This window comes from Salmonella sp. SAL4457, from assembly GCF_046548235.1.
GTDB lineage: Bacteria > Pseudomonadota > Gammaproteobacteria > Enterobacterales > Enterobacteriaceae > Salmonella > Salmonella enterica.
The window spans coordinates 164,091-177,394 of the sequence record NZ_JBGDZO010000004.1 but is presented as its reverse complement, the minus strand read 5'-3'; the positions used below and the strand labels follow the sequence as shown (position 1 = coordinate 177,394).

Genomic DNA, 13,304 nt, shown 5'->3' with positions numbered 1-13,304 from the left:
CTTAAGCGCGTTTAATTTCAACCAGATTGGTATGCTGCGGATTGCCTTTCGCCAGCGGCGAAGGGTGGTGGCTGGTCAGCGTATTGATACAGCCGCCGACATCAACGCCGTTGCCGTCAAGCCGCGTCCACGCGCCCTGCGGCATCGCCGCCACGCCGGGTAAAATGCGCTGGGTCACTTTACAGGGAAGCTCCACCACGCCGCGGTCATTGAATACATGCACCCGATCGCCGGACTTCAGTTGGCGGGCGCTGGCGTCAATCGGGTTAATCCAGACTTCATCCGGCACCGCCTCATGCAGCATCAGCACATTGCTGTAGGTCGAGTGGGTATGCCCTTTGGTATGGAAGCCGCTTAACTGCAACGGATACTTCGCCGTCAGCGCTTTGTTAAGGTGCGACTCTTTCGCCGGACAAAATTCCGGCAATGCGGGAATTCGCTCGCCTTCTGGCAACGTCCACGTTTGCGCCAGATCCGCCAGCGCCTGGGAGTAAATTTCAATTTTGCCCGACGGCGTGGAGAGTGGATTAGCCTCGGCGTCGGCGCGGAAATCGGCAAACGCAAGGCTCTGCTGCTCGGTAGCGATACGCTGGTCAATCACGCCCATCTCTTTCGCCACGCTCCACTCCGGCAGGTATGGACGTTTTTCACGGATCTGCTGATAGTGCATCTCCGCCCACTGCGCCTGAGTTCGGCCCTCGGTATATTGCTCGCGCAGTCCAAGATGCCCGGCGATATCCGCGCAGATGTCATACGTGCTGCGCACTTCCCACATCGGTTTAACGGTTTTCTGAATCGCAATCATATAGTTATGCGATCCCGCCGCATAGGAGCTGTCCACCAGGTCTTCCGCCTCAAGATAGCTGGTCTCCGGCAACAGCAGATCCGCATACATCGCGCTGGGCGTCATATGGTTTTCAATCACGATAATGGTTTCACACAGCGATTCATCCGCGAGAATTTGACGGGTGCGGTTTGTTTCGCCGTGCTGATTAAGCAAAGTATTACCGGCCTGGTTGAAAAACAGCTTAATCCCGGTTTTTAGCCTGTCCGCGCCTTTTACGCCCATTGTCGTCGCGGTCATTTTCTCCGGATGCTGAATGGCGTCCGTCCACAGATAGCAAGGAATAGAGGTTGTGATCGGATTCTTACCGACAGGCAACAATGGCACGCCATACGGCGTACCGTAAGGCCAGTTGCCATTATTGGTGCCGGGCCGCCCGAAGTGGCCTGTTAACGCTGGCAGCGTCTGAATAGCACGCACGGTTTGCTCGCCGTTGGCATGACGCTGCGGCCCCCAGCCCTGGCAAATATAGCAGGCGCGCGCCGAGGCGATTTCGCGTGCCAGTTGGCGAATACGCGTTGCCGGAATACCGGTGATATCCGCCGCCCATTCCGGGGTTTTCGCGATACCGTCATCGCCCGTGCCAAGAACATAATCTTTATAGCTGGCGTTAGGCGCAGCCGTGTCCGGCAAGGTGCTACGGTCATAGCCGACGCAATAGCGGTTTACCAGCGCCTCGTCGAGAAGCTGTTCGGTAATCAGCGTATGCGCTATGCCGGCGACTAGCGCGGCGTCCGTGGTTGGGCGAATCGGTAGCCATTCGGCGTGTTCGGTAATCACCGAATCGGTATAGCGCGGATCGATAATAATGACCCGGGCTTTCGAGGTCTCCAGCGCCCGGCGCAGCTCTTCAACCTGGCCGCCGCCGGACATCCGCGTTTCTGAGAGATTCAGGCCAAATAGCACCACCAGATCGGAATGCGCGATCTGCGTAAAATGGCTACCGACATAATCGCCGTGGGTATAAGGCGTGGCAGTGGCGATTTGCGCCGTGGAATAGGTGTTGTGATAATTTAAATAACCGCCGGTGAGATTTAGTAATCTTATCCAGGCGGGTCTGCCTTGCGTGTGATAATACGCGCCGGATTGATAATTATAATAAATAGCTTCCCGGCCATATTGTTCGCTAACGCGCGTTAATTCCGCCGCAATAAAGGCCGTGGCCTCATCCCATGAAATACGTTTAAATTTTCCTTCGCCGCGTTTTCCCACTCTTTTCATCGGATACTTAATGCGATCCGGGCTATAGACCCGCCAGCGACTGGAACGCCCGCGCAGGCAGGGACGAATCTGATGCTCGCCGAATACCGCGTCATCTTTCGCGTCTTCCGGTTCAATACGCACAATGCGATCATTTTTCACGATAACCTTAAGCGGGCATCGACTGCCACAGTTGACCAGACAGGCGCTGTGCCTGACGGTTTCGCCGTTGGCATCCTTCGGTATCGGGGTATCCTGCGCCTGGGCAGTGGTAGCAAAAGGCAGCGTAATCGCCTGGCTTAGCGTCACCGCCGCCCCTACTTTTGCAGTAGCGACAATAGCATCACGTCGGGTTATGGTTGTGTTCAGCCATTTTTTTATTTCCATTTTTTATTTCTCACATTGCTTCCATAATTATTAATAATATGTAATGAAAACTAATCATAATAGATTAAATATTTGTGCTGATTGATTGTGATCAAACGCATTCTGAACGTCAGTAAAAATAAAATGTGATACCGCATACGTTATTATAAAAATTAATGAAAAATTATTTTATGTAATTCTGATGAAAATAAATTACCCATCACGGTATCCGGCGATATTAATTAACGACATGACGTTTGCCAGTCGACATGAGCAGGTAGCGCCCCCTGCAAGGCAAGACGGGCTTTTCAACACTGGAGCAACATCGCCTATGCCTTTGAATTAGACGCCTCATCAGGGATAATAACCTTACGATTCGTCCGCTCAGGTCCACTATGAAACACTCCCTGCCATGCCGGGCGTTACGCAAACGCCCCATGAAACTCGGCACTACCGTCATTCTGATGGTCAGCGCCGTTTTGTTTTCGGTGCTCGTTGTGGTCCATCTGATCTATTTTTCGCAAATCAGCAGCATGACGCGCGACGCGCTGGCAGATAAAGCGCTGGCGGTGGCTCGCTCGCTGGCGGACTCTCCGGCAGTTCGCGAGGGGCTGAAAAAACCGCCTGCGGAAAGCGGCATTCAGCCGCTCGCCGAAGCGGTGAGCCAGCATAATGGCTTTTTGTTTATTGTGGTGACCAATATGCAGGGCATCCGTTATTCGCACCCAGAAACGCAGCGAATCGGCCAACCGTTCAAAGGCGATGATATTCTGCTCGCGCTGCAGGGAAAGGAAAACGTTGCCATTAATCGCGGCTTTCTTGCCAAAGCGCTGCGCGTTTTCACACCGGTTTATGATGAACGCCACCGGCAGATCGGCGTGGTAGCGATTGGCCTGGAACTCAGTCACGTTACGCAGCAGATCAACAATAGCCGCGGCAGTATTATCTGGTCCATTCTGTTCGGCGCTCTGGTGGGGTTATTAGGCACGTATGCGCTGGTCAAGGTGCTAAAACGTATCCTGTTTGGCCTCGAACCCTATGAGATCTCAACCCTGTTTGAACAACGCCAGGCAATGCTGCAGTCAATCAAAGAGGGCGTTATCGCCGTGGATGATAGCGGCGAAGTCACGTTGATTAACCATGCGGCGCAGGCGCTGCTCGATTATCGAAAAACGCAGGATGACGCCAGATTATCCACCCTGAGTCATGCCTGGTCACAGGTGGTGGACATTAGCGAAGTGTTGCGTGACGGTACGCCGCGCCGCGATGAAGAGATCATCGTCAAAGGCCGCCTGCTGCTGGTGAATACCGTTCCGGTGCGCAGCAACGGCGAAATTATCGGCGCGATATCCACCTTCAGGGATAAAACAGAAGTTCGCCAACTGATGCAGCGGTTGGACGGGATGGTGAACTACGCGGATGCGCTCCGTGAACGATCCCACGAATTCATGAACAAATTACATGTGATTCTGGGATTATTGCACCTGAAGAGTTATAAGCAGCTTGAAGCGTATATTATCAAGACGGCCAATAACTATCAGGAAGAGATCGGTTTGCTGCTGGGTAAAATAAAGTCGCCGATTATCGCTGGCTTTTTGCTCAGTAAGATTACTCGCGCCTCTGATTTCGGGCACAGCCTGGTGATAAGCAGCGACAGCCAGTTACCGGATAATAACAATGAAGATCAGGTTACGGTGCTGATTACGGCGCTGGGTAATTTGATTGAAAACGCGCTGGAAGCATTGAGCCAGGAATCCGGCGGCGAAATCAGCGTCTCGTTACACTACCGTCATGGCTGGCTGCATTGCGAAGTGAGCGATGACGGTCCGGGTATCGAACCTGAGCGCATCGAGGCGATTTTTGAAAAAGGCGTCTCGTCGAAAGGCGCCGAACGCGGCGTCGGTTTAGCGCTGGTTAAACAGCAGGTTGAAGCGCTTGGCGGCGTAATTTCCGTGGAGTCCGAGCCTGGGATCTTCACACAATTTTTTGTACAGTTACCCTGGGATGGAAAAAGGACCAGCCTATGATCAATGTATTAATTGTCGATGACGATGCGATGGTCGCGGAGTTAAATCGCCGCTATGTCGCGCAAATCTCCGGTTTTCATTGTTGTGGAACCGCTTCGACGCTGGAAAAAGCGAAAGAGTTTATCTTCAACAGTGAAAATCACATTGACCTAATCCTGCTGGATATCTACATGCAGCAGGAAAACGGATTGGATCTGCTGCCTGTCCTGCACAGCGCAGGCTGCAAAAGCGACGTTATTGTCATTTCTTCTGCCGCTGACGCCGCCACCATTAAAGATTCACTTCACTACGGCGTGGTGGATTATCTGATCAAGCCTTTTCAGGCCACGCGCTTTGAAGAAGCGTTGACCGGCTGGCTACGTAAGAAAACGGCGATGGAAAAACGCCAGTATTACGAACAGTCTGAGCTTGACCTGCTCATTCACGGTAATTCATCCAGCGAGCAGGAGCCTCGTCGGCTGCCAAAAGGGCTGACCCAGCAAACGCTACGCACCTTATGCCAGTGGATTGATGCGCATCAGGAGCAGGAATTTTCTACCGACGAGTTGGCCAACGAAGTGAATATCTCACGCGTCTCCTGCCGTAAATATCTCATCTGGCTGGTAAATTGCCATATCTTGTTTACCAGTATTCATTACGGCGTGACCGGCAGGCCGGTTTACCGCTACCGCGTTCAGCCGGAACATTACTCTTTACTGAAACAATATTGTCAGTAAGGATACCGCATAAAGCCGACGCGAAGCGTTATATCCTGGTAACATTTATTATAACAATGCCAATAAAAACGCTATCACATTAATAACAAACCTGGGAAATTGTGTCAGATCAAATATACTCAACCCAGGCCTGTTAACGTTATTTTCTATTATTACAGCGCTCTGCGCTGTTTTTAATTTCAAAACGCTAACAAAAGTTAATTAAGTATTATCCCATGCCGAGAGTGTGTATTTTTATTAAAAAAGGGATTTGTCCGGAATTTTCCTGACACTTAAATAAAATTATGTTTGTAGCAATGGAGCTTGTGCTACGCCTATGGACAATACGTATATTGGTGAGCAGATACGCGTCTCCACACGCCATACTAATAATTTAAAAAAATGGCGTGACAATGATCACATAAGTCACATTCTGTTCGCTTTATCTCGTGATTTACCTGATGGCGAGACACAAAAATTAAAGAATAAACGCCTGTTTTTAAAACAGACAAATCATAATTTACTGCTCTCGCTGACTCCACCTGCCCATCGCCAGAGGGTACTCCCCTCTGAACATCACTATCGCAAGAAAATAATTACTTAAAGCAACTCTGTAAAAAGCTTAATCGTTAATCGTCGCCACTGGCGCATTGAATATTCGCCATTTCCTGATGCTCATTCACACAAATCAGAAGATGGCTGTGATCCATTTATCAAAATTGACTGGGTTTATCGCGAGGATAAATAAAAATGTTATTTAGTATACAGCTTCTCATAATATTAATATGTCTGTTTTATGGTGCCCGAAAGGGCGGGATCGCGCTCGGGTTGTTGGGCGGTATCGGTCTGGTCATTCTGGTGTTTGTTTTCCATCTCCAGCCAGGTAAACCGCCCGTTGACGTAATGCTGGTCATTATCGCGGTAGTCGCCGCGTCGGCGACGTTGCAGGCATCAGGCGGGCTGGATGTGATGCTGCAGATTGCCGAAAAGCTGCTGCGTCGCAACCCCAAATACGTCTCTATTGTGGCGCCGTTCGTCACCTGTACCCTGACGATTCTGTGTGGGACAGGCCACGTGGTCTACACCATTTTGCCGATTATCTATGACGTGGCGATCAAGAATAATATCCGTCCGGAACGTCCAATGGCGGCCAGTTCTATCGGCGCGCAAATGGGCATCATCGCCAGTCCGGTTTCCGTCGCCGTGGTTTCTCTGGTAGCGATGCTGGGCAACGTGACATTTGACGGAAAACATCTGGAGTTCCTCGATCTGCTGTCGATCACCATCCCGTCTACCCTGCTCGGTATCCTGGCAATCGGTATTTTTAGTTGGTTCCGCGGTAAAGATCTGGATAAAGACGAAGCGTTTCAGAAATTTATCTCCGTACCGGAAAACCGTCAGTACGTGTACGGCGATACCGCGACGCTGCTGGATAAAAAACTGCCGAAAAGCAACTGGCTGGCGATGTGGATCTTCCTGGCGGCGATTGCCGTGGTCGCTCTCCTGGGCGCGGACTCCGACTTACGTCCAACCTTCGGCGGCAAACCGTTGTCGATGGTGCTGGTCATTCAGATGTTTATGCTGCTGACCGGGGCACTCATTATCATTCTGACCAAAACCAATCCTGCGTCTATCTCAAAAAACGAAGTTTTTCGTTCCGGTATGATTGCGATTGTCGCGGTATACGGGATCGCCTGGATGGCGGAAACCATGTTCGGCGCGCATATGTCGGAAATTCAGGGCGTGCTGGGCGAAATGGTCAAAGAGTATCCGTGGGCCTATGCCATCGTTCTGCTGCTGGTCTCCAAGTTTGTTAACTCCCAGGCAGCGGCGCTGGCGGCGATTGTTCCCGTCGCGCTGGCTATCGGTGTCGATCCGGCGTATATCGTGGCCTCTGCGCCGGCATGTTATGGCTACTATATTCTGCCGACCTACCCAAGCGATCTGGCGGCGATTCAGTTTGACCGTTCCGGCACAACCCGTATTGGCCGCTTCGTCATTAACCACAGCTTCATTCTGCCGGGTTTGATTGGCGTGAGCGTCTCCTGCGTCTTTGGCTGGATCTTTGCCGCAATGTACGGATTCCTGTAATGGCCGCGCGCGCCGCCAAGTTATGCGCGGCGCGCGACTTAGAGCCTGGCCCATGAGGCTCTTAATACATTTTCTTACTATTAGGCTGGAAGCACATGTCGAAAAAAGAGTTTATCTATCAGGCGCCTTTCCCGATGGGAGAGGACAAAACAGAGTATTATCTGCTCACCTCCGATTATGTCAGCGTCAGTGAATTCAACGGAGAATCTATCCTCAACGTTGAGCCGCAGGCGTTAACGTTGCTGGCTCAGCAAGCCTTCCATGATGCGTCTTTTATGCTCCGTCCTGAACACCAGCAGCAAGTCGCCGCCATTCTCCATGACCCCGAAGCCAGCGAAAACGACAAATATGTGGCGTTGCAATTCCTGAGAAACTCCGAAATCGCCGCCAAAGGCGTTCTGCCGACCTGCCAGGATACCGGCACGGCGATTATCATGGGTAAAAAAGGCCAACGCGTATGGACGGGCGGCGGCGATGAAGCCGCGCTCTCCAAAGGCGTGTTTAATACCTATATCGAAGATAACCTGCGCTACTCGCAGAACGCGCCGCTGGATATGTACAAAGAGGTCAATACTGGCAGCAACCTGCCAGCGCAAATCGATCTCTATGCCGTCGATGGCGACGAGTACAAGTTCCTTTGCGTGGCGAAAGGCGGCGGTTCAGCAAACAAAACGTATCTCTATCAGGAGACCAAAGCGCTGCTCACCCCAGGCAAGCTGAAAAACTTCCTCGTTGAGAAAATGCGCACGCTGGGCACCGCAGCCTGTCCGCCATACCATATCGCCTTTGTCATTGGCGGCACCTCGGCGGAAAGCACGCTGAAAACCGTTAAGCTCGCCAGCACCCACTATTACGACGCGCTGCCGACGGAAGGTAACGAGCACGGCCAGGCATTCCGCGATCTCCACCTGGAACAGGAACTGCTGGAAGAAGCGCAAAAACTTGGCCTCGGCGCCCAGTTCGGCGGGAAATATTTCGCCCACGATATTCGCGTAATTCGCCTGCCGCGTCACGGCGCTTCCTGTCCGGTGGGGATGGGCGTCTCCTGCTCGGCAGACCGTAACATCAAAGCGAAAATCAACCGCGAAGGCATCTGGATCGAAAAACTGGAACACAATCCGGGCCAGTATATTCCGCCAGCGCTGCGTCAGGCGGGCGAAGGCGACGCGGTGAAAGTCGATCTCAACCGTCCGATGAAAGAGATCCTCGCCCAGCTATCGCAGTACCCGGTCTCGACTCGCCTGTCGCTGACGGGCACCATTATCGTAGGTCGCGATATCGCCCACGCGAAGCTAAAAGAGCGTATTGAATCCGGCGAAGACCTGCCGCAGTATATTAAAGACCACCCCATCTATTACGCAGGTCCGGCCAAAACCCCGGCAGGTTATCCATCTGGCTCATTAGGCCCCACCACCGCAGGCCGAATGGACTCTTATGTCGATCTACTGCAATCCCACGGCGGCAGTATGATCATGCTGGCGAAAGGCAACCGTAGTCAGCAGGTCACGGATGCCTGTAAAAAACACGGCGGCTTTTATTTGGGCAGTATCGGCGGCCCGGCGGCGGTACTGGCACAGCAGAGCATTAAGCATCTGGAGTGCGTCGAGTATCCGGAACTCGGCATGGAAGCTATCTGGAAAATTGAAGTAGAAGATTTCCCGGCCTTTATCCTGGTGGATGACAAAGGCAACGATTTCTTCCAGCAGATTGTCAGCAAACAGTGCGCTAACTGCGCGAAATAACCTGGCAGGCCCGGCGTTCTCCCGGGCCGCGTTATCGGTTAATTGCCGGATGGCGCTACGCTTATCCGGCCTGCACGAGAGACCATGCTCACGCTTTTACATCGCTGGTCGCTACCACAGAAATCGCCGGGCTATCCGGCTGTTCGACGAATGGCGGCGTTTTCCGGTATTTATCCAGCAGGTGGATCTGAATTTTGCGCAGCATATCGCCGTTCAAACGGTAGTAGCGGAAGTAGAGAACCAACGTCATCATGAAAAACAGTACCGGCAGGACAATCATAATAAACTGCATCCCCTGCAGGGTTTGCGCAGACTGCGCCACGTTCGGCGTGTAGCCAATCAGCCCCAGCACCAAAGCGATAAAGAACGCCGCAAACGCCGAGCCGCCCTTCACGACCATCGTCTGTACGGAATAAGCGATACTCTCGCAGCGAATATTGAGCTTAAATTCCCCATAATCGACCGTATCCGCCACCATGATTACCTGAAGCACCCAAAAGAGCGCGGTCCCGATATTCAGGAAAATACCCGCCGCCACGATTAAAGCGGCATTATGGACATCCGCCAACGCCATCGCGAAGAGCCCTGCGCAACTCAGAACGGGCATCACGGAGGCGCCCGCCCACAATATCCGCCGCGATAACATTTTCACCAGCCGGGGGAAGACAATCAGCGTCAGCAGATTCGCCGCGCCGGCGTAAGAAAGGTAATAGGGAAAAAGATCGGCATCGCCAATCACATAGGTGAAGTAGTAGATCGCAAAGCCATTGATAATATTGGAGGCAATGTTATACGCCAGCGCCATTCCCAACAGGCAAGAGAGCTGATCGTTTTTGTATATCAATCCAACGATCGTTTTTAACGTCAGATGTGGGCGGCCTGCCGTTACACCGTTGTCGGAGGAGTACACCTCATGTACGTTGCGTAATGTCACGATAGTCGAGGCGATAAAGAACGCAATCAGTACCAGCGTAAACATCTGAAAGCCGAACCCACGATCCGCCCCGCCAACATAGCTCACAAACGGCAGCGTTATACCGGCAGTGACGAAGCCAGCCAGACTGGCGAAGAAACGCGGGAACGGCACCAGTTGTTCGCGTTCTCGCTTATCAAGCGTAATGGTCGGCACCAGCGACCAAAATGGGATATCCATAATGGTATACGTCATGCCCCACAGGATGTAGGTTACGCAGACAAATACAACCTGCGCGGTTCCCTCAAAAAGATGGGCGCTGAACAGCAGGAAAAGCACCAGCGAATTGGTTAAGGTGCCGATCAATATCCACGGCTTAAATTTCCCCCACCGCGAACGCGTGGCGTTGACAATCCAGCCCATGATGGGATCGTTTATCGCATCCCAGATTCGCGCGACCAGAAAGAGAGTGCCGACGAGGCCGACCGAAAGTCCCACCACATCGGTGTAGTAATACATCAGGTACATATACACAATGCCGATGGCGAAATCCTTACCAAACGCACCGAACCCGTAACTCAGCTTTGTTGTCAGAGAGATGCTCATAGGGTACCGGGTCGCTGTTACCAGCGCCCGCCTTCTGTTAGTAGAGGTTAAACGCCGGATTTGCCGTCCAGCGCGGCTGGAGATTAACGGCGTAACCAGGCCGGAAGCCAGTCGCCATGCGCGGCGATCAGATCGTCAACCAACGCATAGATTTCTTCGATACCCAGCACCGCTGCGGTATGAGGGTCCATCATCGCCGCGTGATACACGCGATCGCGGTTTTCCGTGAGGATGGCTTCGGTCAACAGCGTTTGCACGTTGATGTTGGTCTGCATCATCGCCGCCAGATGAGAAGGGATCGTCCCCACCTTCGTCGGTTGAATGCCGTTGGCATCCACCAGACAAGCCACTTCCACGCAGCTTCCCTGCGGCAGGTTATCAATCAGCCCCTCATTACGCACATTGCCGTAAATCACGCTCGGCTCGCCGGTCCACAGAGCGTTCATAATGGTGCTGGCGTACTCGCGGGACGGTTTGATGTCGATACGCTCGGCGGTTTTATACTCTTCCAGCTCTTTATGCCAGTTCGCCAGTTGTTCTACGCAGCGTTTCGGATATTCATCCAGCGGCACCTTGTAGCGCGCAATCAGATCCTCGCGTCCCGGTTTAATAAACCACGGCGTGTACTCGGCAAAATGCTCTGATGACTCAGTGACGAAGTAGCCCAACTTTTTGAACATCTCATAGCGCACAATGTTCTGGCAGCGTTCATTGCCGTGAATATTGGGCTTCGGCGCCTGTCCGGCGTCATAGGCCGCCAGCAATTCAGGATAGAGATCGACATAAGTCCCGTCAGCCGTTTTGCGCTCCAGTTCCAGGTAAAACGCCATGTGGTTAATGCCGGCGCAGCGGTAGCGCAGCGAGGCGGGATCGATATTCAGGTCGCGCGCCAGTTCTTCCGCCGTTCCCTGTACCGAATGGCACAGGCCGACCTGTTTGATATGCGGATAACGGGCATACATCGCCCAGGTATTCATCGCCATCGGGTTGACGTAATTGAGCATGGTGGCCTTCGGACAGACTTCCGTCATGTCTTCGCAAATCCGCCACAGATGCGGGATGGTCCGCAGCGCGCGCATGATGCCGCCCGGCCCCAGCGTATCGGCGATCGTCTGTTCCAGGCCATGACGCTTACAAACCTCAAAATCGGTCACGGTGCAGGGTTCATAGCCGCCAATCTGAAAGGCGACCACCACGAAATCCGCATCCTGTAGCGCCGCTTTCTGGTTGGTATGGCAGGTAATCCGGCCAGAAGCGCCCGCTGAGTCCATCAGTTTCCGTACCACAATGTGCGACTCTTCCAGCCGGGTTTCGTCAATATCCATCAGGGCGACATGCGCTGACTTTAGCGCCTCGCGGTGAAACACATCGCCGAGGATATTTTTGACGAAAATCGTAGAACCTGCGCCGATAAAGGTAATTTTGGGTGCCGTCATCATGACTCTCCAGAACAGTAGTGAACACCTTCATGGTGGCACGCGTTCCCGGTGAAAACCTCCGTCTTCCCCGATGAGCATTCCCGAAAACTCAGATCGTATGCTGGCGCGCGGGAGATCTGAGTTTTTGGGACAAAATGGCGTAAAAAGCAGAGTATTCGGCCTGATAGTCAGGCTACGCTCTACAATATCGACGGATTCTGTGTCCGGATTCCCGGTTTCCTCCCAGCTAAAGGGGCATAATTCTGATAATTCAGGAAATGGAGTGACGATGAGTACGCAAGCAATATCCCTCCTCCCGCCCGACCCGCACATGTGCAACGGCGATGAAAAGCAAACCCGTAGCCCGCTGTCGCTCTATTCCGAATATCAACGACTGGACGTTGAACTGAGGCCGCCGCACAGAATGGCCAGCAGTCACTGGCATGGGCAAGTAGAAGTGAATGTTCCGTTTGACGGCGATGTGGAGTATTTAATCAACAATGAAGTCGTGCAGATAAAGCAGGGGCATATCACCCTGTTTTGGGCCTGTACGCCACACCAGCTTACCCGCCCCGGCAACTGCCGCCAGATGGCGATTTTCAGTTTGCCGATGCACCTGTTTCTCTCCTGGCCGCTGGATCGCGATCTTATCAACCATGTCACGCACGGGATGGTGGTTAAATCACTGGCGACCCAGCAGCTTAGCACCTTTGAAGTGTTGCGCTGGCAGCAGGAAACAAGCAGCCCGAATGAGCAAATTCGCCAGTTGGCGATCGATGAAATCGGCCTGATGCTTAAACGCTTTAGCCTTTCCGGCTGGCAGCCCATTTTGCTCAATAAAACATCACGCACCCACAAGAATAGCGTCTCACGCCATGCGCAGTTTTACGTAAGCCAGATGCTGGGATTTATTGCCGATAACTACGATCAGGCGCTCACCATTAACGACGTCGCGGAGCATGTCAAACTCAATGCTAATTACGCGATGGGAATATTCCAGCGGGTTATGCAATTGACGATGAAGCAGTACATCACGGCGATGCGCATCAATCACGTACGTGCCTTATTGAGCGATACTGACAAAACGATCCTCGATGTCGCTCTGACTGCCGGGTTCCGATCCAGCAGCCGTTTTTACAGTACTTTTAGCAAATTTGTCGGTATGTCGCCGCAACAATACCGCAAGCTAAGTCAGCAACGACGCCAGACGATGCCCGGCTAAAGCCGGATACCACTATCAGCCAAAAAAATAATTCACCTGTCGATAAACGGCAGGTGAAATCGCTCGATATCAATAATTAACCCATTGTTTATTAAACAATAATATCAATAACCGACCATTATTCCATCACTTTACACCCCCTATTTGACGGGGTAATACTTGCCCACGTCACATTCATAC

At 52.5% G+C, this 13,304-nt stretch carries 9 protein-coding genes; 6 read left to right on the top strand and 3 right to left on the bottom strand.

The features are described from left to right. Position 1: 1 nt before the first annotated feature. Positions 2-2,431: a DMSO/selenate family reductase complex A subunit gene (locus ACLJNW_RS14535; protein ID WP_023204812.1), complete on the bottom strand. Its 2,430-nt coding sequence runs from the start codon at positions 2,429-2,431 to the stop codon at positions 2-4. Positions 2,432-2,805: 374 nt separating this feature from the next. Between ACLJNW_RS14535 and ACLJNW_RS14530 the strand changes: the two genes are divergently transcribed. From ACLJNW_RS14530 to fumA, 5 genes are all read left to right on the top strand, one after another. Continuing rightward, a complete protein-coding gene (locus ACLJNW_RS14530) occupies positions 2,806-4,437 on the top strand; it encodes a sensor histidine kinase (protein ID WP_001728430.1) in 1,632 nt (543 codons plus the stop codon). Continuing rightward, complete coding sequence (gene dcuR, locus ACLJNW_RS14525; protein WP_000611307.1) at positions 4,434-5,153, top strand: two-component system response regulator DcuR; 720 nt, start codon at positions 4,434-4,436, stop codon at positions 5,151-5,153. The genes ACLJNW_RS14530 and dcuR overlap by 4 nt, the downstream gene beginning before the upstream one ends. A gap of 316 nt (positions 5,154-5,469) precedes the next feature. Further along, complete coding sequence (locus tag ACLJNW_RS14520) at positions 5,470-5,736, top strand: hypothetical protein (protein WP_012512896.1); 267 nt, start codon at positions 5,470-5,472, stop codon at positions 5,734-5,736. Positions 5,737-5,882: 146 nt separating this feature from the next. Continuing rightward, positions 5,883-7,223 carry an anaerobic C4-dicarboxylate transporter DcuB gene (gene dcuB, locus ACLJNW_RS14515; protein ID WP_000899149.1) on the top strand — a complete coding sequence of 447 codons (1,341 nt, stop codon included), beginning with the start codon at positions 5,883-5,885 and terminating at the stop codon, positions 7,221-7,223. A 95-nt stretch (positions 7,224-7,318) separates the two neighbouring features. After that, positions 7,319-8,965 carry a class I fumarate hydratase FumA gene (gene fumA / locus ACLJNW_RS14510; RefSeq protein WP_000037202.1) on the top strand — a complete coding sequence of 549 codons (1,647 nt, stop codon included), beginning with the start codon at positions 7,319-7,321 and terminating at the stop codon, positions 8,963-8,965. Between the two features lie 88 nt (positions 8,966-9,053). On the opposite strand, the gene melB is transcribed toward fumA, so the two are convergent. Continuing rightward, positions 9,054-10,484: a melibiose:sodium transporter MelB gene (melB, locus tag ACLJNW_RS14505; protein ID WP_000028077.1), complete on the bottom strand. Its 1,431-nt coding sequence runs from the start codon at positions 10,482-10,484 to the stop codon at positions 9,054-9,056. Between the two features lie 83 nt (positions 10,485-10,567). Continuing rightward, entirely contained in the window at positions 10,568-11,923 is a 1,356-nt protein-coding gene (gene melA, locus ACLJNW_RS14500) for an alpha-galactosidase (RefSeq protein WP_001527488.1), read from the bottom strand. Between the two features lie 268 nt (positions 11,924-12,191). Here melA and melR point away from each other — a divergent pair, with 268 nt between their 5' ends. Further along, positions 12,192-13,124 (top strand): transcriptional regulator MelR, encoded by a 933-nt coding sequence (melR, locus tag ACLJNW_RS14495; RefSeq protein WP_000106992.1) that lies wholly within the window; start codon positions 12,192-12,194, stop codon positions 13,122-13,124. Positions 13,125-13,304: the final 180 nt, after the last annotated feature.

Bases quoted from the DNA above. Each gene is read 5' to 3' on its own strand.
- ACLJNW_RS14535 (WP_023204812.1), bottom strand. From the start codon at position 2,431: ATGGAAATAAAAAAATGGCTGAACACAACCATAACCCGACGTGATGCT.
- ACLJNW_RS14530 (WP_001728430.1), top strand. From the start codon at position 2,806: ATGAAACACTCCCTGCCATGCCGGGCGTTACGCAAACGCCCCATGAAA.
- dcuR (WP_000611307.1), top strand. From the start codon at position 4,434: ATGATCAATGTATTAATTGTCGATGACGATGCGATGGTCGCGGAGTTA.
- ACLJNW_RS14520 (WP_012512896.1), top strand. From the start codon at position 5,470: ATGGACAATACGTATATTGGTGAGCAGATACGCGTCTCCACACGCCAT.
- dcuB (WP_000899149.1), top strand. From the start codon at position 5,883: ATGTTATTTAGTATACAGCTTCTCATAATATTAATATGTCTGTTTTAT.
- fumA (WP_000037202.1), top strand. From the start codon at position 7,319: ATGTCGAAAAAAGAGTTTATCTATCAGGCGCCTTTCCCGATGGGAGAG.
- melB (WP_000028077.1), bottom strand. From the start codon at position 10,484: ATGAGCATCTCTCTGACAACAAAGCTGAGTTACGGGTTCGGTGCGTTT.
- melA (WP_001527488.1), bottom strand. From the start codon at position 11,923: ATGATGACGGCACCCAAAATTACCTTTATCGGCGCAGGTTCTACGATT.
- melR (WP_000106992.1), top strand. From the start codon at position 12,192: ATGAGTACGCAAGCAATATCCCTCCTCCCGCCCGACCCGCACATGTGC.